Origin of the sequence: Arthrobacter sp. HS15c (assembly GCF_040812005.1) — a bacterium.
Lineage (GTDB): Bacteria > Actinomycetota > Actinomycetes > Actinomycetales > Micrococcaceae > Arthrobacter.
The window spans coordinates 360,665-380,917 of record NZ_JBFOHM010000001.1; the positions used below are offsets into that span (position 1 = coordinate 360,665).

A 20,253-nucleotide genomic window follows, 5' to 3' on the forward strand; every position below is an offset into this window, starting at 1 on the left:
CAACTGTGGTCCACGAAGCACGGGCTGACCGGGCGTCCGGCGGCGAACCGCCTGCACCTCAACGCACCGCAGGCCAGCGGTCCGCCCGACTTCCCCGGGACGAGCGCCGGGCCCAGCTCCTCGCTGCGGCCCAGGAGGTTTTTGTCGCCAACGGATACCATGGCGCCGCGATGGACGAGATCGCCGAGACGGCGCATGTGAGCAAACCCGTGCTGTACCAGCATTTTCCGTCCAAACGCGAACTGTACCTGGCCCTGCTGGACAGCCATCTCGCGTCGCTGACGGACCTGATGCTCGGTGCACTAAGCTCCACCACCGACAACGACGAACGCGTCCAGGCCGTGATGCGGGCGTACTACCGCTTTATCGCCAGCGACGACCAGGCCCACCGCCTGGTCTTCGAATCGGACCTGATCAACGATCCGGACGTCAGTTCACGCCTCGAGACATTCAACAAAACATTCGCCGACGCCGTCGCCCGGGTCATTGCCGAGGACACCAAGCTGCCCCATCTGGAGGCGCAGCTGCTGGGGCGCGGGCTGGCGGGAATGGCCCAGGTCAGCGCCCGGTACTGGCTGGAAACCGACGGAAACCTTGACCTCGATGTGGCCAGCGACCTCATCTACCGTTTAGCTTGGCGCGGAATCTCTCGCTTCCCCAAAGAGACCTAGACTACAAATAAGAGAACCCAAGAAACTTTGATTGGCTGGGAGGCCCCCTTTTGGAAATTAAGATTGGCATTCAGAATATTGGCCGCGAAATCGTGCTGGAATCAGCGCAGGACGCAGACGCCGTGGCTACGGTCGTTGAAGAAGCCATCACCAAGGGCACCGAGCTCCGTCTGAAGGACGACAAGGGCCGTATCATCATCGTTCCCGGCAACGCCCTGGGCTACGTCGAAATCGGCGCGGAAGAGGCCCGCAAAGTCGGCTTCGGCCAGTTCTAGCAGGCCGCCGGCCAACCCGCCCTCCGCGGGCGGGCATCCGTTGCGTTTTGAGGAGATTCAATGCTTTCGCTGACGATTGTTGTGCTGGTGACCGTGGCCGCAGGTTTTATTGTCTGGGCTAACGACAAACGGCACGCCAAATACGGCATGGGGCTTCCCGCTGGGGTCGCCACTGCGGTCGGCGCGTTGAGCTGGATCATCTTTATGGCCGCGGGCTTTGGCTACCAGCCAGGCCTGACCTGGATTCCGTGGGTCCTGCCCATGGTGCTGGGGACCGTGGCTGCCGCGGGTGCTGCTGTCTACCTCGGACGCACCAGGGCGCACTATGACACGCTCCGGCTGACGTCGGCGCTCAAGCTGTAACCGGCTCAATCCGCCGGCCGATGTCCTGCCTCCGTGCAAAGGCAGAGCCTGTTCCCTTGTGAATCCGTGACCACCACCCAGTCGGGTGCGTGGTCACGGTCCATTAAGGCGCCGGTGGCCCCGGTCTTGTCGAGGACGGCCGCAGACTCGGCCTGGCTTCGATGGATGTCGAGGTGGATGCGGCTGGTGTGTGGCGTGGGTGTCTCCTGGAACCACACCGAAGGGCCCCGGCCGTACGGATCCGCCAGATCCGTGCCGGGGCCTTTCTTGTAGCCGAGGGCAACGCGCCAAACTTCGGAGATCTCGGCGGCGTCCGTGGTGTCAACGCCCACCTCGACGGTACGGTGCAGTCCCGGTTCCGCTGTTGCTCCGACGTCCGCTGCAGCCGTACTTGCGGCAGCCGCTGCCGCCACGTCCCGTGAGGTGACCTCGCCGCCGACGTCATGGGAGGTGTACCGCAGGAACACGCGGTTGTAGCGCCAGTCGAGGTCAGGGTGGTGGTTTTGCTCTTCGGCGAGGCGTCCGACGGCGGCCATCAGCTGCAGTGCGGCGGCCGCCGTCGGCGTTTTGTAGACCGTCACCAGTCCGCCGAGGCGGTACCGCCAGTCCGGGAGGCCGCCCAGCGTATCATCGATGCCGGACCTGGTGAGTTTCTCTTGGCTGCCGGTCACGGCTGTCTCCCTCGCGTCGTCCTGTAGGAGCGGCACCGCGCTGGCCCGCGGCGGGGAGATGGTCAGAGGAACTCTGCCCGGCCTTCCATGGCCGACGACGCCAGGGCGTGCTCACGGCGCGGTATCCGCCCGGCCGCTTTCGCCAGCCTACCGGCGATGACCGCGTGCTTGAAGGCCTCTCCCATAACGGCCGGGTTCTGGGCACGGGTAACCGCCGTGGCCAGCAGGACGGCGTCGCAGCCCAGCTCCATGGCGAGCGCAGCGTCCGAGGCCGTGCCGATCCCGGCGTCGAGCACTACGGGCACCGAAGCGCGGGACACGATGAGCTCAATGTTGTGCGGGTTGAGGATGCCCAGTCCGGTGCCGATGGGCGATCCCAGCGGCATGACCGCCGTTGCACCGAGGTTTTCGAGCCGCAGGGCCAGGACGGGGTCGTCATTGGTGTAGGCGAACACTTTGAAGCCCCGGTTCACGAGCTGTTCAGTGGCGTCCACCAGTTCAACGGCGTCGGGAAGGAGGGTGTGCTCGTCGGCGATGACCTCCAGCTTGACCCAGTCCGTTTCCAGCGCTTCGCGGGCCAGTTCGGCCGTCATGACGGCGTCGCGGGCCGTGAAGCAGCCCGCCGTGTTGGGCAGGACGCGGATGCCGTGGTCCACCAGGAGCTGGAACAGCGAGCCGGTCTCGGCAGGCGAGTACCGCCGCATGGCCACGGTGGTCAGTTCCGTCCCGGAGGCCAGCAGGGCCGCGCCGAGTCCGTCGAGGCTCGGTGCTCCGCCGGTGCCCATGATCAGGCGCGACCCGAGCTCCACGCCGTCGATGATCAGCGGGTCCGGGTGTCCGGTCTGGTTGGTGGTGTTGATGGTTTCCGTCATGCTTCAGCCTCCCTGGACTGCGGTGACCAGTTCGACGTCGTCACCGTCGGCGAGCGCCGTGACGTACCACTGGCTTCGGGGTACTACTTCGGAGTTGTGGGCGACGGCGACACCCAGTTTCTGACCGTCGGTCGCCTGTCCGTTGGCGGCAAGGGGCCTGCCGGTGATCTGGCTGACCAGCGTGGTGATGGAGGTGCCGTCGGACACGGCGTGCTGCGTGCCGTTGAGGGTGATGTTCATGCGTGTTCCTTGGTGGGTTGAACGGTGGAAGGGCGTTGGCCGGAGAACCTGGCCGGGCTGAACGGGAGCCAGCGCGGATCCGTCCGCCCGTCCATGAGGTCCCGGCAGATGGTGGCCGCCGCGGGCGTCAACAGCACCCCGTGGCGGAAGAAGCCGGTGGCCACTATGAGGCCGGCCACGTGTCCGCCGCTTTCAGGGAAGTGGACCCGGCCCAGCAGCGGCGCGTTGTCCGGGGTGGCAGGGCGGGCCCTGGCCGTGCTTTCCAGCAGCTCCAGCTCGGCGACGGCCGGTACCAGCACCTGGGCGTCGCGGAGCAGCTGGTAGACGCCGCCCGCCGACACGCCGGCGGCGCCTCCGCCGTGCTGCTGGCCGGACGCAGCCAGGGCATCCTCACGCTGGGTGGCCCCGATAACCACCGTGCCGTCTCGCCGCGGAACGATGTACACCGGCACGCCCCGGACCATGCCCCGGACGGTGGCCGTCACCAGGGGGCGGAGGTGTTCCGGGACGCGCAGCCGGAGGATATCCCCGTGCACCGGACGCAGCGGCAACCGGAGCCCGGCCGGTAACGCCCCCAGGGAGGCCGCGTGCAGCCCGTTGGCCACCACGGTTTCCCCGGCGGTCACCAGTCCCCCGCCCGCCAGCCTGGCGCCGGTAACCCGGCCGTCCTCCCACACCAGGGACGACGCGCGGTCGGCGACAATGAAACCGTCGAGCGCACCCGTGACTGCGGAACGTGAATCTTTGCAGTGGCTGGCCAACGCCTGACGCAGGCACGCCACGAGCTTGCGCGGATCCACCTGATGGTCAGCGGGAATGTCCAGGGCGCAGGAGATCGCCGGGCTCAGGAGCGGCTCGCGGCTCCTGGCTTCACGGACCGTCAGCGGTTCAACGTCCAGCCCGTGGGCCTGCTGCACGGCCCGCAGGTCCATCAGGGCCCGGCGGTCGGCGGCGTCCGCGCCGATGGCGAGCGTGGGTGTGGCCAGGTAGCCGGCGTCAGCCGGGGCGTCGCGGGCCAGGTCCGCCGCGAACGCCGGCCACTGACCCGAGGATTCAAGCATCAGCTCCAGGAGGTCTTCCTCCTGGTAGTGCAGCTCACTCACGGGGGCGAGCATGCCGGCGGCAGCCCAGCTGGCGCCGGAACCGGGGGCGTCATCAATGACCACCACCGAGCGGCCCGAGCGCCTGGCCTCCCGGGCGATGCCGTGGCCGATCACGCCTCCCCCGATGACGGCGACGTCGGCATGAAGGTCGGCGCGAGCCGCAGCGGGCGGACTGCCGGTTGGGGGGACCATGTGTTTCCTTCCCTACGCCGGTACTAGCCGGATCAGGTCAAGCGGTCGGCTCTGACGCCCTCTCAGCCCGGCCGCTTTATGACAGCTGCCACGGGCTCCCGCAGTACGTGCCCAGTTTAGAGGAACTACTCTGGTTTCCATGAACCACGCCCTTTCCAACAGCACAGCCCTTTCCAACAGCGCACTCCGGTCCGACGCCCTCAGCAGCGCCCGGCTGTACTTGTGCACGGATGCGCGAAAGGACCGCGGCGACTTCGCCGGGTTTGTGGATGCGGCCTTCGCCGGCGGCGTGGACATCATCCAGCTCCGCGACAAGACCATCGAGGCAGCCGAGGAACTTGAGCTGCTGGAAGTGCTGAAAGAGGCGGCCGAGCGCCACGGGCGGCTGTGGGCCGTGAACGACCGCGCCGACGTTGCGGTGCTGTCGGGGGCGCCGGTCTTCCATGTGGGCCAAAAGGACCTTCCGCTTGCCGCAGCCCGATCGCTCGTCCGGGACGCCGGCGTCATCGGGCTGTCCACCCACACCACCGGGCAGATCGACGCCGCCATCACCGGGTCCGCGGCCGCCACCGGCCCCGGCGGACTCGACTATTTCTGTGTTGGCCCCGTCTGGGCCACACCCACCAAACCCGGCCGGGCCGCCGTCGGGCTAGATCTCGTGAAGTATGCGGCGGAAGCCGCGAGGCAGGCCGCGTCCGTTTCAGTCGGGGCAACTGTGCCCTGGTTCGCCATCGGGGGCGTTGACCTGGGCAACGTGGAGCAGGTCGTGGAAGCGGGTGCCAGCAGGGTTGTGGTGGTCCGGGCCATCACCGAAGCCGCGGACCCCGCCGCGGCGGCGGCGGCGCTCCTTGCGGCCCTGGACGCCGCCAACTCCTAGGACTGCGGGCCGGGGGGACCGATTGCGTGCATTATCGGCGAAAATCGGGCTACCCTGATTTTCGTGTCACATCATCGGTTGGCCCCAAATGTCCACGAGCACAACAATGCCCTCGAGGAGGCACTGGGCGCGCTGCGGACCGAGCTGGAATTGCCGGGCGCCTATCCGGCGGACGCCGTCCGCGATGCCGAGGCCGCCGTCGCCTCCCGGACACTTCCGGACGCCGACCTGACCGGCGTTGACTTCCTCACCATCGATCCGGAGTCGTCCACCGACCTTGACCAGGCCCTGTTCATAGAGCCTGCCGGCACTGGCTATCGGGTTCTCTACGCCATCGCCGACGTTCCCGCTTTCGTCGAGCCAGGCGGCCCGCTGGACGCCGAGACGCGCCGCCGGGGACAGACGTTCTATGCGCCGGACGGCCGAATCCCGCTGCATCCGGAGGTCATCAGCGAGCGGGCCGGCAGCCTGCTGGCAGGCCAGCTCTGCTCCGCCTTTGTCTGGGACTTCCAGCTGGACCAGGCCGCCCAGGTAACCACCGTGGCCGTCCAAAGGGCGCGCGTCCGCAGCCGGGCCAAACTCAGCTACAAGGGGGCGCAGGCGGAACTCGACGCCGGAACAGCTTCACCGGTCCTTCAGCTCCTGAAGGAAGTGGGCCTCAAACGCGTTGAACTGGAACGGGAACGCGACGGCGCCAGCCTGAACATGCCAGAGCAGGAGATCGTCCAGCTTCCCGACGGCGGCTACCGGATTGCCGCGGCTCCGCAGCTCCCGGTGGAGGACTGGAACGCCCAGATCTCGTTGATGACCGGAATGGCCGCCGCCACGCTGATGCTCGAGGGCAAAGTCGGCATCCTGCGGACCATGCCGGCACCTGACGAACGGTCCCTGCGGCACTTCCGGCTGCAGACCGAGGCGCTGGGCAAACCGTGGGACGGGAAGGCCGGCTACGGGGAGTACCTCCGCACCCTCGACCCCACCGACCCCCGGCAACTTGCCATCATGCACTCGGCCGGGATGCTTTTCCGGGGGGCCAGCTACACGGCGTTCGACGGCGGGATCCCGGACGACGCCATCCAGTCCGCGATCGGGGCGGCCTATGCCCACACCACAGCTCCGCTCCGCCGCCTGGTGGACCGTTTCGTGCTGGTGATCTGCGACGCCCTCAGTAACGGCAGGCCGGTCCCGGGCTGGGCACGCGAGGCTCTGCCTTCGCTTCCGGGGATCATGGCCGGATCCGACCAGCTGGCCGCCCGGATGGAGCGGCTGGCCCTGGACACCGTGGAAGCTGCCCTGCTGGTCAACCACGTCGGACAGGAATTCGACGCGATCGTCATTTCCGGGTCCAAGCCGCAGAAGGACGGGAATGAAAAGAGTGGCGGCAACGGCTCCAACGGGAATGGCAACGGCAACGGAAGGAACGGGAACGGCCCGTCCGGGATCATCCAGATAGCCGAACCCGCAGTCACCGCCCGCTGCGCCGGAGACCTCGAATCAGGCACCAAGGTCCGTGTCCGGCTTCTCTCCTCAGACATCGCCACGCGGGAAGTCCATTTCGAGCTGGTCAGTTAGCCGCGGGGCTGCCGAAGGGGCAAAGCCGGGATTAGGAGTCCTTGCCGGTAGACTGAAGAAGTAGATATGGATGCCCGGTCGTTGATTTCCTTGATTTTGAATTCAACAAGCCCGCCCCTACGCGATCTTGAGATAGACCCGCTGGTCACCAGTGCCAGCAATTAGATAGCCCGCGATCGGCTTCCACTGGATTTGCTTGCGCGCTTCGAGCGTGCTCCGGAACGGCCACGTTGGCCGGCCCGTTGAGCAGGCAGCGCCAATGCCCAAATGAATAAGGAAACTCCCCTGTGAGTGAATTGCATACCCACCAACTCCTGACTGACGACTCCGGCACCGAGACCATCGAGCCGGAAGAAACCATTATCTCGGACGAAAAGCCGCACGAGATCGAGGAGAAATCCTTCGCCGACTTCAACGTCCGCGCCGATATCGTGGAGTCCCTGGCCGACGCCGGGATCACCCACCCGTTCCCCATCCAGGCCATGACCCTGCCGGTGGCGCTCTCGGGCCACGACATCATCGGACAGGCCAAGACTGGCACAGGCAAAACCCTGGGCTTCGGCATCCCCGCGCTGCAACGCGTTGTGGGCCGCGACGACCCCGGTTTCGATAAGCTCGCCGTCCCGGGCGCCCCGCAGGCGCTGGTGATCGTCCCTACCCGCGAACTTGCCGTGCAGGTCGCCAACGACCTCCAGACCGCCTCCCGCAAGCGCAATGCCCGGATCGCCACCATCTACGGCGGCCGCGCGTACGAGCCCCAGGTGGAGGCCCTGCAGAACGGCGTCGAAGTGGTCGTCGGCACCCCCGGCCGCCTGATCGACCTTTACAAGCAGAAGCACCTGAGCCTGAAGAACGTCAAGATCGTCATCCTGGACGAAGCCGACGAGATGCTCGACCTCGGGTTCCTGCCGGACGTCGAAACTCTGATCGCCGGCACTCCTGCGGTACGCCAGACGCTCCTCTTCTCCGCCACCATGCCCGGCCCGGTCATCGCCATGGCCCGCCGCTACATGACCCAGCCCACCCACATCCGTGCGGCCGACCCCGACGACGAGGGCCTGACCAAGCGCGACATCCGCCAGCTCATCTACCGTGCCCACAGCATGGACAAGATCGAGGTAGTCGCCCGCATCCTGCAGGCCCGGGGCCGTGGCCGGACCATCATCTTCACCAAGACCAAGCGGACCGCCGCGAAGGTGGCCGAGGAGCTGGTGGACCGCGGGTTCGCGGCTGCCGCCATCCACGGTGACCTGGGCCAGGGCGCCCGCGAGCAGGCACTCCGGGCCTTCCGCAACAACAAAGTCGACGTCCTGGTGGCCACAGACGTCGCCGCCCGCGGCATCGACGTCGACGACGTCACGCACGTCATCAACTACCAGTGCGTCGAGGACGAAAAGATCTACCTGCACCGCGTGGGCCGCACCGGCCGCGCCGGCAACAAGGGCACCGCCGTCACGTTTGTGGACTGGGACGACATGCCCCGCTGGGGCCTCATCAACAAGGCATTGGGCCTGAGCGTCCCAGAGCCGGTTGAGACGTACTCCTCCTCCCCGCACCTTTACGAAGAGCTGGACATTCCGGAGGGAACCAAGGGCCGCCTGCCCCGCAACAAGCGCACCCTCGCCGGTGTTGACGCCGAAGTCCTTGAGGACCTGGGCGAGACTGGCAAGAAGAACTCCCGCTCCGGCGGACGGGACAGCGCGAAGGACGCCGGGCGCGACGCCGGACGTGACGGCAGCCGCGACCGCGCACGGTCATCCAGCCGCCGCGCAGGGTCGGAAACGGCATCCCGCTCGGGTGAGCGCCGCCGTCGTACCTCCGACGCGGCGACTGCCGGCACCGGTCCCGCCGCGGAACCGGCGGCATCAGCCCCGGCCGACGGCGACCAGTCACGCACGCGCCGCAGCCGGACCCGCACCCGCCGCCGCAACGGCGAAGTGGTGGCCGGCGGCGACAACGGCACGCAGCCGGGCAGCGCCGAGGCCTAAAAGCCTCAATGACTGAATCTGTCTGGGCGCCGGACGGCAGCAACCTGGTGGTACACGCGGACAACGCGGAATTCCTCCCCTCGCTGCCGGACGGCGCCTTCACACTCATTTACGTGGACCCGCCGTTCAACACGGGACGGGCCCAGCAGCGCCAGGAAACGCGGATGGTGGTCAACGCCGAAGGATCCGGGGACCGCGTGGGCTTCAAGGGGCGGTCCTACGACACCATCAAGGGCGCCCTGCACCGGTACGACGACGCGTTCAGCGATTACTGGTCGTTCCTGGAGCCCCGGCTCGTGGAGGCCTGGCGCCTGCTCGCGGACGACGGCACCCTCTACCTCCACCTGGACTACCGTGAGGTCCACTACGCCAAGGTGATGCTGGATGCCATTTTCGGCCGGGAGTGCTTCCTGAACGAGATCATCTGGGCCTACGACTACGGCGCCCGCGCCAAGTACCGCTGGCCCACCAAACACGACAACATCCTCGTATACGTCAAGAATCCGGCGAAATACCATTTCGACAGCGCCGAGGTGGACCGCGAGCCGTACATGGCACCCGGCCTGGTGACGCCTGCCAAACGGGAACTCGGGAAGCTGCCCACCGATGTCTGGTGGCACACCATCGTCTCACCCACGGGCAAGGAAAAGACCGGCTACCCCACGCAGAAGCCCGAGGGCCTTGTCCGCCGGGTGGTGGCCGCTTCGAGCCGGCCCGGGGACTGGTGCCTGGACTTCTTCGCGGGTTCGGGAACCCTCGGCGCCGTGGCAGCCAAACTGGACCGGAAGTTCGTGTGCGTGGACCAGAACCAGCCGGCCATCGACGTGATGGCCAAGCGGCTTGGCGCCAAGGCAACGTTTACCTCATACCCGCCCAACTGAGTCGCAGTATTACTTTCGTCGGTGGTTTCTACGGGCAGCCTTCCATCAGCTGGATCCCGTGGTCGGTCTGCCGGTGCACTAGGACCGATCCCTGCGAATCGCAGATGGCGTTGACCAGCAGTGCGAAGCCCTGGCCGTTCTGATAGTTGCCCTTCTGGCCGATGGGCGCCGTTGGATCAATCACTTTGAGCGATCCGGGTGGGACAAATGCCCAGACTTCAGCAGCGCCGGGGAAGACACTGGGAAGCCACGCCCAGTTGCCGTTCAGGATCGGGCCGTCCGTGCAGACGGCTCCGCACGCAGCGGGCGGCCTGCTGGCGTTGTAACAGTCCAACGCGTTGGCTGTGGCGGGAACAAACATAAAAGCTGCGGCAAGGCCAGCCGCGGCGAGTGATTTCCTAAACATGGTTTCTCTCCGTCTACCGTTAGAAATGTTGCATGGCGACGAGACCTTTTTTTGGGGTTCCAAACCACCCTCAGTAAGCGCAACATTACTCAGCCGGAACTGTCCGTCAAGACGCTGTGGAAGTTCCGCGAACCACCGGCGTGCCCGTCCCCAGCTCCTCGATCCGGCCCAGCACTTCCGGCGCTGTCAGGTTCTCTCCCAACAGGTTTGGCTTGCCTGTCCCGTGGTAGTCGGACGAACCCGTAATCAGCAGTCCATGCTTCGAAGCAAGGTCCCGGAGGAATTTCCGACCCTCCTCCGGATTGTCCCGGTGGTCGATCTCCAGGCCAACCAGGCCGGCGTCGATCATCTCCCGGTACGTGCGCTCCCCCACGATCCTGCCCCGCGCGGAAGCGACCGGGTGGGCAAACACGGGGACACCACCTGCGGCACGGACCAGTTCGACGGCGGTGGCCGGGTCGGGTGCGTAGTGCTGGACGAAGTAGCGCGAATGGGATGTCAGGATGGACGTGAATGCCTCCGACCTGTCAGCCACGACGCCGGCCGCCACCAGGGCGTCCGCGATGTGGGGCCGCCCCAGCGTTGCGCCGGGCGCCACATGGTGGATCACGTCGTCCCATGTCAGCGGGTAGTCCTCCGCGAGCAGGGTAACCATGCGCTCCGCCCGGGTGAGGCGGGCGTCCTTGGCTTTGGTGATCTCCTCCAGCAGCCCCGGGTGGTCCGGATCGTGCAGGTAGCTCAGCAGGTGCACGCTGATGCCCTGCTCAGTCCGGCAGGAAACCTCCATGCCGGGAACAAGCGCGACGCCGAATTGCACGGCTGCCAGCGACGCTTCGGCCCAGCCGTCCGTGGAGTCATGGTCGGTCAGCGCCACCGCGTCCAGCCCCGCCCGCGCAGCGGAGGCCATCACATCGGCGGGGGTTTCCGTGCCGTCGGAAACATTGGAGTGGGCATGCAGGTCGATCCTCACCTGCCCAGCCTAGTTGACCGCGTTCGCGCCGGTATTCGTCCAAGGCTCAGTGCTGGTGAGACGATGGTGCCGTGAACGATGCCGAAAACACCCTGAACTCTGCTTCCCAGCCCCTCGACGAGCGCGTCAACAACCGCTCGCAGCGGCCCAGTTCCGACGCCTTCAAGGCCTTTATGGCCAGCAACTGGGCGCCTTCCAGCCAGGAACTGCCCACCCGCGACGCCGTCGCCAGCTTCGCCGCGACCCGGCGAAAGGCCATCTCCGACCAGTTCAAAGGCGAACGCCTGGTCATTCCCGCGGGCCCGCTGAAGGTCCGCTCCAACGACTGCGACTACCGGTTCCGTCCGCACTCCGGATTCGCGCACCTCACCGGCCTGGGCCTGGACCATGAGCCGGACGCCGTGCTCATCCTGGAACCGGCCGGCGAAGGAAAGGGCGACGACGGCGGGCACCACCACGCCACGCTGTACTTCCGCCCGCTGGCCGGCCGGGACACAGAGCAGTTCTACGCCGACTCACGGTCCGGCGAATTCTGGATCGGCGCCCGCCCCACGCTCGCCGAGTTTGAAGCCCGCCTGGGCCTGCCCACCGCGCACATCGATGCGCTCGAATCTGCGATCACCAAGAACGTGGGGGCCCCCGAGATCGGCGGCATCTCCATCCGCCTGGTCCGCAAGGTGGATGAGAACATCGACGCCCTGGTGGACACGGCCCGCTACAACACGGCCAAGGACCCGGACAACCTGGACCTCGCCGTCCTCGATGCACTGGATGAAAAACTGTCCGAAGCCCTGTCCGAACTCCGTCTCCTGAAGGACGAGTGGGAGATCGAGCAGATGAAGATTGCCGTGGCGGCGACGGTGGAGGGCTTCGTGGAGGTGGTCAAGTCACTTCCCCGCGCCCTGACCCATGCCCGCGGCGAACGGGTTGTGGAAGGCGCCTTCTTCGCCCGTGCCCGCGAGGTGGGCAACGAACTGGGTTACGACACCATTGCGGCCTCAGGCAACAACGCCACCGTGCTGCACTGGACCCGCAACACCGGGAGCATCAACGCCGGTGAGTTGCTGCTCCTCGACGCCGGTGTGGAAGCCGACTCCCTGTACACCGCCGACGTCACCAGGACCCTGCCGGCCAACGGCACGTTCACCGACGTTCAGCGGAAGGTCTACGAAGCGGTCCTGGACGCCGCCGACGCCGGATTCGCCGCGGCCCGGCCCGGAACCAAGTTCCGGGACATCCACACGGCCGCCACCACTGTGCTGGCCGAACGCCTCGCGGAGTGGGGCCTGCTCCCCGTGAGCGTGGAGGAAGCTGTCAGCCATGAGGGCCAGCAACACCGCCGCTGGATGCCGCACGGCACCAGCCACCACCTGGGGCTGGATGTGCACGACTGTGCCCAGGCCAAGCGGGAGCTGTACCTTGATGGCGTCCTCACCGAAGGCATGGTCTTCACCATCGAACCGGGCCTGTACTTCAAGAACGAGGACCTGGGCATTCCGGCGGAGTACCGCGGCATCGGCGTCCGGATTGAGGACGACATCCTGATGACTGCCGACGGCCCGGTCAACCTCAGCGCCGCGCTGCCCCGCAAGGCCGACGACGTCGAGTCCTGGATGGCGGGCATCTACCGGGAAGCCAACGGCGAAGGCAGCCAGCACTCCCCCGCCTAGCCGCCCTCTTAAAGCGCGAACGGACGCTTAAGCCCCTGGGCTTAAGCGTCCGTTCGCGCTTAACGAGTCTGCGCTGAGTGTGGCGGGGCGGGCCGGCTACGAGCCTGCTTCGTCCCGGCTACGCTCAGGTGCCACTTCGGGCTGCCGCGCCGGCTGTGCGGCGTCCTGGCGTTCGTCACCCGGAGCTGCATTGTCGCCGGCGGGGGCGGGTGCAGGGTTGTCGCTGACACGGACACCGTACTGCGGCCGGCCGTCGGGCAGGTCCGGGTAACGGACCGCTGCCGCCGGTGCCGGAGCCGGCTGCGCCGGGCTTTCGGCGGGCGGGCCGGGCTGCGCGGCTGCAGCCGGGGCGCCCTGCGTGCCGGGACCCTGCTGGCCGTAGGGATCGTTCCAGCTGGCCGGCCGCACGGGGGGCTGGCCCTGCTGCGGGCCCGGCTGCTGCCCGGGCTGCTGGTACGGCTGGTTGTAGTAGTCGGCCTGGGCATGCGGCCTGGGGCCGGCAGCCGCATCGGACCGCGTCATCGGCAACTGCTGGAGCAGGCGCCGGGCCTCGTGGGCTGCCTCGACCGACACCACGACGTCATAGTTGGTGGCCACCACCTGGCTGGTGGAGGTGAAGTCGCGCTTTCCCCGCTGCATGGCATAGGTGACGATGCCGAACAGCATAAAGAACGCGGCACCCATCAGGACGGAGGTCAGGATGGAGAAATATCCCGGCGAAGGAGCGAAGAACGACAGCATCACGCCGACGAACAGACCGAACCACATGCCGCTCAGCGCCCCGGACAAGGCAACGCGGGGGTAGCTGAGGCGTCCCGTGACACGCTCCACCATCTTGAGCTCATTGCCCACGATCGACACCATCTGGACCGGGAACTGCTGGTCAGCGAGGTAGTCCACAGCCTTCTGGGCATCCAGGTAGGACGTGTACGAACCGACGGTGTCACCGGTGGGGACGGTGCGGGACTCGTCCACGCCGTTGGGCCCGCCGGCCTTGGGAGCACCAAAAATGTTTGACATAACACCATTCTTGCCCATCAGCATGTGTGCCGCCTGTAAATTCAGCTAAAAGAGAGCAGACTCGGTAGCCTGTAGACGTGAGCACAAATCTTTCGCGCGTCTTTGTGGCGCGCCTTCTGGGTCTTGACGTCTTCGACCCGCTGGGCGACCGTCTGGGACGGTTGCGCGATGTTGTGGTGCTCTCCCGTGGAAGCCGGGGTGCCCCCCACGTTGTGGGTATCGTCGTCGAAGTTCCGGGAAAGAAGCGCGTCTTTGTGCCAATGACGCGCATTACCTCGATCGACCAGACCCAGATCATCTGCACTGGCCTGGTCAACCTCCGTCGCTTTGAGCAGCGGGGTGCCGAGACGCTGGTGGTCGCTGAGATGTTTGACCGCCGGGTGACCCTCAGGGACGGCAGCGGAGACGCCACCATCGAGGACATCGCCATGGACCAGCACCGTTCCCGGGACTGGTTCGTCAGCAAGCTGTTCGTCCGCCGCGGCCATTCGCTGTCGCCGCTCAGCCGCCTGCGCCGCAACGAGACCATGATCATTGACTGGGCGGACGCCCTGCAGGGAGCCCGCACCGAGCCCCAGGCCGCCACCCAGTTCGTCGCCAACCACGAGGACCTGAAGCCCGCCGACTTCGCCGAGGCCCTGCAGGAAATGAGCGACAAGCGCCGCTTCGAGGTGGCCAGCGAGCTCCAGGACGAACGGCTCGCCGACGTCCTGCAGGAACTCCCCGAGGACGACCAAGTGGAAATCCTCTCGGCCCTTGACGTCCAGCGCGCCGCCGATGTCCTGGAAGAAATGGACCCCGATGACGCCGCCGACCTCCTCGGCGAACTGCCCACCGCACAGGCCGAGGAACTGCTGCAGCTCATGGAGCCCGAAGGCGCCGAGGACGTCCGCCGCCTGCTCGAATACGACGAGGACACCGCAGGCGGCCTGATGACGCCAGTGCCAGTGATCCTGCCCCCTGAGGCGACGGTGGCCGAGGCGCTGGCCCACGTCCGGCGCGAGGAACTCTCGCCTGCCCTCGCTTCCTCCATCTTCATCGCCAGGCCTCCGCTTGAGACCCCGACCGGCCGCTTCCTGGGCGTGGTGCACATCCAGCAGCTGCTGCGCTTCCCGCCGTTCGAGCCGCTGGGCAACCTGGTGGACAAGAACCTTGAGCCGTTGTCGGACCAGGCCCACATCAGCGAGGTTGCCAGGACCCTTGCTACGTACAACCTGAACTCCCTCCCCGTGGTCAATGACGACGGCCGGCTTGTGGGGGCGGTGACTGTTGATGACGTTTTGGATCATCTGTTGCCGGATGATTGGCGCGCCCATGATGGCGAAGCCCCGATAAGAAGGCTCGGTGGCCGCATTGGCTGACAACAGTCCTCCCAAAAACCCCGGCCAGCGCGGCCCGGCAAAGACGGCAACCAAGGGGAGCCTCGACACCCCCCTGAGCGGCCGCAAGCGGATCCTGCCCAAGTTCTCCCCGGACCCCGACGCCTTCGGCCACGCCACCGAGGGTTTTGCCCGGTTCATGGGCACGCCCCAGTTCCTCGTCTACATGACCATCTTCGTAGTCATCTGGCTGGTCTGGAACACCTGGGCACCCCTTGAATGGCAGTTCGACTCCCGCGCCCTCGGCTACACCCTGCTGACCCTGATGCTCTCCCTGCAGGCGTCCTATGCCGCGCCGCTGCTGCTGCTCGCCCAGAACCGCCAGGACGACCGCGACCGCGTATCACTGCAGCAGGACCGCCAGCGCGCGGAACGCAACCTGTCCGACACCGAATACCTGACCCGTGAACTCGCCTCGCTGCGGATCGCGCTCCGCGAAGTGGCCACGCGCGACTACGTCCGGGCCGAGCTGCGGTCCCTGCTGGAGGACATGCTGGAGGCGCAGGAGGAGCTGCGGACCCACGACCCGTCGGGTACCGGCAGCCACGAATCGCCGCGCGACAAGATCAAGGAGAAGCTGAAGGAGAAGAGGGACCGGCAACGGAATCCCCGTACTCAGCAGATCCCCCGGGTCAAGCCCAGCCATGTTGCGCAGAACCCCGGCGTGCCGCCGCAACCTGCACCCCCCGAAACCCGTACAACCCCGGAAGCCGAGTAACGCCTGCATGACTGAAAACCTCCACCAGGCGGTTAACGCTGCCCTGGCCACCGTCATCGATCCCGAGCTGCGCCGCCCCATCACGGAGCTGGGCATGGTTGATTCGGTGGAGATTTCCGACGACGGGCGTGTCCGCCTTGCGGTGCTGCTCACCATCGCCGGTTGTCCCCTGCGGGACACGATTACAGCCGATTCGGAAAAGGCGCTGTCCTCGGTTCCCGGCGTCACCGCCGTCGACGTTGAACTGAAGGTCATGAGCCAGGCCCAGCGCGATGCCCTCAAGGAACAGCTCCGCGGCGCAGGGGGCCAGCGCGGCATCCCCTTTAATCAGCCCGGTTCGCTGACCAAGGTTTTTGCCGTGGCCAGCGGCAAGGGCGGCGTCGGGAAGTCGTCCGTCACCGTCAACCTGGCCTGCGCCCTCGCAGCGCAGGGGCTCAGGGTAGGGATCGTCGATGCCGACGTCTACGGCTTCTCGGTTCCGGCGCTGATGGGCATCACCCAGGCTCCCACGCGCGTGGACGACATGATCCTGCCCCCGGTGGCCTACGGAGTCAAAGTCATTTCCATCGGAATGTTCGTCACGGGGAACCAGCCGGTCGCCTGGCGCGGTCCCATGCTCCACCGTGCGCTGGAGCAGTTCCTCACCGACGTCTACTTCGGCGACCTGGACGCGCTCTTCCTTGACCTTCCGCCCGGCACCGGCGACATCGCCATCTCGGTGGCCCAGCTCCTGCCGAAGGCGGAAATCCTGGTGGTCACCACCCCCCAGGCCGCCGCAGCCGACGTTGCCGAGCGCGCCGGCGCCATCGCCACCCAGACTGGCCAGTCAGTCGCCGGCGTGATCGAGAATATGTCTTACCTGGAAATGCCCGACGGCGGCAGGATGGAACTGTTCGGAAGCGGCGGCGGGGCGGTCCTCGCCGAGCGGCTGACGGCGACGGTAGGTTCGGACGTGCCGCTGCTGGGCCAGATACCGCTGGACATCCTGCTACGGGAGGGCGGCGACGCCGGCTCACCGATCGTCCTCGGCCAGCCGGACACGCCGGCGGCCGTGGCACTCGTTGAGATTGCGGGCAAGCTGGCGGCAAAGCCGCGTGGACTGACCGGGATGAAACTGGGGCTGCAGCCGCGCTGACAGCCTTGGGGTGTTCCTAGGTGGCCTCAGTGTCAAAAGGCGCAGCTTCGCCGGCAGGCAGCTGCTGCACAACGCGCTCCGGGCGGAAGGCGCGCGTTGACGTGCTGGCAGCGGCCGCTGCGGTTCCGGCCACGGCTGCCACGGCGGGCGCCCCCGCGCTGACCGGCTTGGTGTCGTCGTCGAGCAGCGCTTCCTTGATGATGCGGCGTGGATCGTACTGGCGGGGGTCGTACTTCTTCCAGTCGACCTCGTCGATGTCGATCCCCACCTCCTCCTTGATCTGCTCGCGCGCGCCGGAGGCCATGCGTCGGACTTCCTTCACCAGGTTCGCTAGTTTCTGGGTGTATTCGGGCAGCCGTTTGGGGCCGATCACCAGGATGCCGATGATCAGCAGAAGGAAGAACTCCGGGCCGTTGATTCCAAACACTTTAGGAAGATTACCCTCTCCGGGGTCGTGCTGACGATTCCCGCAGGCGGGGGGCGGAATCGGCCAGGTTTAAGGCGTCAGAATACGGGCTATTTTGTCCAGGCCCCGCTGCAGCCGTGCACTGAACGGCTCGACGGGTCCGCTGCCGGCCGCCGGCGGCTCCTGCGCGACTCCTGCCGTGATTCCCGCGGTGGCCAGCGCACTGAGCCGTTGCAGGACAGGGACGGCGTCGTCGGCGCGGTCTGCCGGCAGATCGGACTCGTAGGTGATGGTGCTCCCGGCGGACTGGAAGACCGCTGTCCAGGGAGCAGAACTCCGGATCGACACGTCCCCGCCGTCGGTGGTGGTGCCGCCGTGCTGTTCGAGGACTATGGCATAGTGCTCGCCGTCCGACAGCTTCATCTCCACGGCCGGGACGCCGTCCATGGTGGTTGCCCTGGCCGAGAGGACACGGAAGCCCATGGACTCCAGCCCAGGACACACCCAGCCCTCCGTGCGGAGCCCTGCCAGCTGTTCTGCGCTCAGCTCGCGCCCGTCGGCCGGGACGTGGGCGGACTGCTGGACGAAAGAGCCCGCCGCAGCATTTGCAGCCATCGGCAGCGGGTCACCGGCCAGTGCGAAGGCGCCCGCGGCAAGGACCCCGGCAGCCGCCGCTGTCCCGCCGGCGGCGAGGGCAATGATCTTCGCTCCCCGGTGTGGACTTCGTAACGGCTCGCAGGGGGCCATGGCCAGCACATGGGTCTGCTGCAGGAGGCGGGCGGTCAGATCCTGGCTGGCAGGCGGGATGGCCGCTTCACGGAGCCGTTCTATGTACTGCCGTTCGCGGTGCACCGCGGAGGTGCATTCCGGGCAGGTCCTGACATGGCTGTCGCTCCGGGGATGCCTTCGGAATAGCGGGTTGTCGGAAGTCATGGGGCCGATCAGAGAATGCTGGCGATGCGGGGCAGCGAAAGCTTCGGCTTGCGTGAGTGCTGCGGCCGGGGATCCCGGTGCGCCAACTTCTCCCGCAGCATGGTCCGGCCGCGGTGGATGCGTGACCGCACGGTGCCCAGCTTGACGCCGAGTGCCGCTGCCACCTCGTCGTACGACAGGCCCTCGAGGTCGCACAGCACAACCGCCGCGCGGAAGTCCGGCGGGAGTTCCTCCAGTGCGGCCTGCACGTCGAGGTCGAGGTTGTTCAGTTCGAAACTCTGCTCAGGCCCCGGTTCACGGCCCGGGATGCGGGACTCCGCGTCCTCGGCCAGCGCGTCGAAACGGATGCGGCTCTTCCGCCGCGCCTGGTCCAGGAACAGGTTGGTGGTGATCCGGTGCAGCCAGCCGTCCAGCGTCCCGGGCTTGAAGTTTTCCAGTGACCTGAAGACCCGGACAAAGACCTCCTGGGTCAGGTCCTCGGCGTCGAACTTGTTTCCGGTCAGGCGGTAGGCCAGCCTGTAGACCTTCGCGGAATGGTTGGCAACCACTTCTTCCCAGGTGGGCCGGACCCATTCAACTGCGGAATCTTGTGACGCAGGGACAGGTGCCACAACTGATGCTGACATCGTCCACTCCCCTCGTGGATAAGCTAACGCCCGGATACTGTTGACATCTCTGGTTCGGCGCCGATCACCGTATGGATGAGCGGATCTCCATCATTTCAAAGTTGGCTGGGAATTTCCTGATTGGCCGGCGTCTTCTGCCAAAGGCGCAACCCCGGCATCCGGCAGCGGCGCCTCCGGACACAGTAGGCTGTATCCAACACTCCCCTGCCGCCCAGAAAGCGAAATCATCCATGAGCGCCGACAAGTCCACGAGCTGGTCCTATGCAGAAGATCTGCCCGCAGAGGATGAAGTCATGCTTCGTGCACGCGAGCGCTCCTTTGAGCTGGGAGTAACCCCGATCGGGCGCGGCGTAGGAGCTGTACTGACGGTGCTGGCGGCATCTTCCAAGGCGCAGACCGCCGTCGAAATTGGTACCGGTGCCGGCGTCTCCGGCGTCTGCATCCTGCGCGGCCTGGGACCCCAGTCGGTACTGACCACCATCGATGTGGACGTCGAACACCTGAAAGCGGCCCGCGAGGCCTTCGCCGAAGCGGGCAGCCCGGCCAACCGGACGCGAACCATCTCCGGGCGAGCCGGCGACGTCCTGCCGCGGCTGACCGACGCCGCCTACGACCTCGTCTTTATCGACGCTGACAAGCCGGGCCTGCCGGGTTACGTGGACCAGGCCATCCGTCTGCTGAAGTCCCGGGGGCTGCTGATCATCAACGACGCCCTGGACAAAGACCGTGTGGCCAACCCCGCGAACAGGGATGCCACCACCGTGGTGCTCCGCCAGGTGGGCAAAACCATCCGTGACGACGAGCGGCTCGCAACCACCATGCTTCCCACGGGCGACGGTCTGCTGGTAGCGGTCAAGAAATAGACACCGCCACGTAGACACCGCCGAAAATAGGCCCGGCCTTCAAAAAGGCCAGGGTCCGCAGCCCGGAGGCTGCGGACCCTGGCCCAGTGCGATTATTCGGTAACGCCTACGAGGCATTCCTTGAGGTTTGCCGCTTCCGCTGCATTGAGTTCAACAACAAGCCGTCCGCCGCCTTCGAGCGGCACACGCATAATCAGGCTGCGGCCCTCCTTGGTGACTTCCATAGGGCCGTCGCCGGTGCGTGGTTTCATAGCCGCCATGAGGAATTTCCCCTCCAATTAGTCCCAGGACTTACCAGCCCGGACGGGCTGTGTCCGCATGGTCAATCAAGCCGCTATGGCGGCACGTGTGGGCACCGCCATGGCTGAACATCTTCTGAATGCTTTTGTCCTTGCTTACTTACTATTATCCCGTAATTACCC

General features: G+C 66.5%; 23 protein-coding genes and 1 riboswitch. Of the genes, 12 read left to right on the forward strand and 11 right to left on the reverse strand.

The window, feature by feature from the left end:
- Positions 1-5: 5 nt before the first annotated feature.
- The 3 genes from ABV518_RS01610 to ABV518_RS01620 are packed head-to-tail and all read left to right on the forward strand — an operon-like array spanning position 6 to position 1,309.
- Complete coding sequence (locus ABV518_RS01610; RefSeq protein ID WP_367765325.1) at positions 6-671, forward strand: TetR/AcrR family transcriptional regulator; 666 nt, start codon at positions 6-8, stop codon at positions 669-671.
- 50 nt (positions 672-721) lie between these two features.
- Positions 722-946 carry a DUF3107 domain-containing protein gene (locus tag ABV518_RS01615; protein WP_056343932.1) on the forward strand — a complete coding sequence of 75 codons (225 nt, stop codon included), beginning with the start codon at positions 722-724 and terminating at the stop codon, positions 944-946.
- Between the two features lie 60 nt (positions 947-1,006).
- Positions 1,007-1,309 (forward strand): hypothetical protein, encoded by a 303-nt coding sequence (locus tag ABV518_RS01620; RefSeq protein ID WP_367765100.1) that lies wholly within the window; start codon positions 1,007-1,009, stop codon positions 1,307-1,309.
- A 5-nt stretch (positions 1,310-1,314) separates the two neighbouring features.
- Here the strand turns inward: ABV518_RS01620 and ABV518_RS01625 are convergent, their stop codons facing one another.
- From ABV518_RS01625 to thiO, 4 genes are all read right to left on the reverse strand, one after another.
- Positions 1,315-1,980 (reverse strand): 4a-hydroxytetrahydrobiopterin dehydratase, encoded by a 666-nt coding sequence (locus tag ABV518_RS01625; protein ID WP_367765101.1) that lies wholly within the window; start codon positions 1,978-1,980, stop codon positions 1,315-1,317.
- 62 nt (positions 1,981-2,042) lie between these two features.
- On the reverse strand, positions 2,043-2,852 hold the full coding sequence (locus tag ABV518_RS01630) for a thiazole synthase (protein WP_367765102.1): 810 nt from the start codon (positions 2,850-2,852) through the stop codon (positions 2,043-2,045).
- Between the two features lie 3 nt (positions 2,853-2,855).
- A complete protein-coding gene (thiS, locus tag ABV518_RS01635; RefSeq protein WP_367765103.1) occupies positions 2,856-3,092 on the reverse strand; it encodes a sulfur carrier protein ThiS in 237 nt (78 codons plus the stop codon).
- Positions 3,089-4,387 (reverse strand): glycine oxidase ThiO, encoded by a 1,299-nt coding sequence (gene thiO, locus ABV518_RS01640; RefSeq protein ID WP_367765104.1) that lies wholly within the window; start codon positions 4,385-4,387, stop codon positions 3,089-3,091. Before thiO ends, thiS begins: the two co-directional genes overlap by 4 nt.
- A riboswitch (TPP riboswitch) is annotated at positions 4,380-4,499 on the reverse strand. It overlaps the preceding gene by 8 nt.
- 27 nt (positions 4,500-4,526) lie before the next feature.
- Here thiO and thiE point away from each other — a divergent pair.
- From thiE to ABV518_RS01660, 4 genes are all read left to right on the forward strand, one after another.
- Entirely contained in the window at positions 4,527-5,264 is a 738-nt protein-coding gene (gene thiE, locus ABV518_RS01645; RefSeq protein WP_367765105.1) for a thiamine phosphate synthase, read from the forward strand.
- Between the two features lie 63 nt (positions 5,265-5,327).
- On the forward strand, positions 5,328-6,836 hold the full coding sequence (locus tag ABV518_RS01650; RefSeq protein ID WP_367765106.1) for an RNB domain-containing ribonuclease: 1,509 nt from the start codon (positions 5,328-5,330) through the stop codon (positions 6,834-6,836).
- 287 nt (positions 6,837-7,123) lie between these two features.
- Positions 7,124-8,824: a DEAD/DEAH box helicase gene (locus ABV518_RS01655; protein WP_367765107.1), complete on the forward strand. Its 1,701-nt coding sequence runs from the start codon at positions 7,124-7,126 to the stop codon at positions 8,822-8,824.
- An 8-nt stretch (positions 8,825-8,832) separates the two neighbouring features.
- A complete protein-coding gene (locus tag ABV518_RS01660) occupies positions 8,833-9,705 on the forward strand; it encodes a site-specific DNA-methyltransferase (RefSeq protein ID WP_367765108.1) in 873 nt (290 codons plus the stop codon).
- Between the two features lie 28 nt (positions 9,706-9,733).
- On the opposite strand, the gene ABV518_RS01665 is transcribed toward ABV518_RS01660, so the two are convergent.
- Positions 9,734-10,111, reverse strand: a complete 378-nt coding sequence (locus ABV518_RS01665) for a hypothetical protein (RefSeq protein ID WP_367765109.1) — start codon at positions 10,109-10,111, stop codon at positions 9,734-9,736.
- 106 nt (positions 10,112-10,217) lie between these two features.
- Entirely contained in the window at positions 10,218-11,081 is an 864-nt protein-coding gene (locus ABV518_RS01670; RefSeq protein ID WP_367765110.1) for a PHP domain-containing protein, read from the reverse strand.
- A 71-nt stretch (positions 11,082-11,152) separates the two neighbouring features.
- On the opposite strand from ABV518_RS01670, the gene ABV518_RS01675 reads away from it, so the two are divergent.
- On the forward strand, positions 11,153-12,751 hold the full coding sequence (locus tag ABV518_RS01675; protein WP_367765111.1) for an aminopeptidase P family protein: 1,599 nt from the start codon (positions 11,153-11,155) through the stop codon (positions 12,749-12,751).
- Between the two features lie 96 nt (positions 12,752-12,847).
- Here ABV518_RS01675 and ABV518_RS01680 read toward each other — a convergent pair whose 3' ends face one another.
- Positions 12,848-13,771, reverse strand: coding sequence for a general stress protein (locus ABV518_RS01680; RefSeq protein ID WP_367765112.1), 924 nt, complete (start codon positions 13,769-13,771; stop codon positions 12,848-12,850).
- Between the two features lie 77 nt (positions 13,772-13,848).
- Here ABV518_RS01680 and ABV518_RS01685 point away from each other — a divergent pair, with 77 nt between their 5' ends.
- From ABV518_RS01685 to ABV518_RS01695, 3 genes are read left to right on the forward strand one after another with little or no spacing between them, the layout of a single operon-like run.
- On the forward strand, positions 13,849-15,132 hold the full coding sequence (locus ABV518_RS01685; RefSeq protein ID WP_131131437.1) for a CBS domain-containing protein: 1,284 nt from the start codon (positions 13,849-13,851) through the stop codon (positions 15,130-15,132).
- The gene (locus ABV518_RS01690; RefSeq protein WP_367765113.1) at positions 15,116-15,868 is read left to right on the forward strand and encodes a DUF1003 domain-containing protein; all 753 of its coding nucleotides are present in this window, start codon (positions 15,116-15,118) and stop codon (positions 15,866-15,868) included. Before ABV518_RS01685 ends, ABV518_RS01690 begins: the two co-directional genes overlap by 17 nt.
- Positions 15,869-15,875: 7 nt before the next feature.
- The gene (locus ABV518_RS01695) at positions 15,876-17,003 is read left to right on the forward strand and encodes an Mrp/NBP35 family ATP-binding protein (protein ID WP_367765114.1); all 1,128 of its coding nucleotides are present in this window, start codon (positions 15,876-15,878) and stop codon (positions 17,001-17,003) included.
- Positions 17,004-17,019: 16 nt separating this feature from the next.
- Here the strand turns inward: ABV518_RS01695 and ABV518_RS01700 are convergent, their stop codons facing one another.
- From ABV518_RS01700 to sigE, 3 genes are all read right to left on the reverse strand, one after another.
- A complete protein-coding gene (locus ABV518_RS01700; RefSeq protein WP_367765115.1) occupies positions 17,020-17,430 on the reverse strand; it encodes a Sec-independent protein translocase TatB in 411 nt (136 codons plus the stop codon).
- Between the two features lie 69 nt (positions 17,431-17,499).
- A complete protein-coding gene (locus ABV518_RS01705) occupies positions 17,500-18,342 on the reverse strand; it encodes an anti-sigma factor (RefSeq protein ID WP_367765116.1) in 843 nt (280 codons plus the stop codon).
- A gap of 8 nt (positions 18,343-18,350) precedes the next feature.
- Complete coding sequence (sigE, locus tag ABV518_RS01710) at positions 18,351-18,968, reverse strand: RNA polymerase sigma factor SigE (protein ID WP_367765117.1); 618 nt, start codon at positions 18,966-18,968, stop codon at positions 18,351-18,353.
- A 230-nt stretch (positions 18,969-19,198) separates the two neighbouring features.
- On the opposite strand from sigE, the gene ABV518_RS01715 reads away from it, so the two are divergent.
- Entirely contained in the window at positions 19,199-19,831 is a 633-nt protein-coding gene (locus ABV518_RS01715) for an O-methyltransferase (RefSeq protein ID WP_131131433.1), read from the forward strand.
- Positions 19,832-19,923: 92 nt separating this feature from the next.
- On the opposite strand, the gene ABV518_RS01720 is transcribed toward ABV518_RS01715, so the two are convergent.
- Positions 19,924-20,091: a DUF3117 domain-containing protein gene (locus ABV518_RS01720; RefSeq protein ID WP_009357720.1), complete on the reverse strand. Its 168-nt coding sequence runs from the start codon at positions 20,089-20,091 to the stop codon at positions 19,924-19,926.
- Positions 20,092-20,253 lie beyond the last annotated feature (162 nt).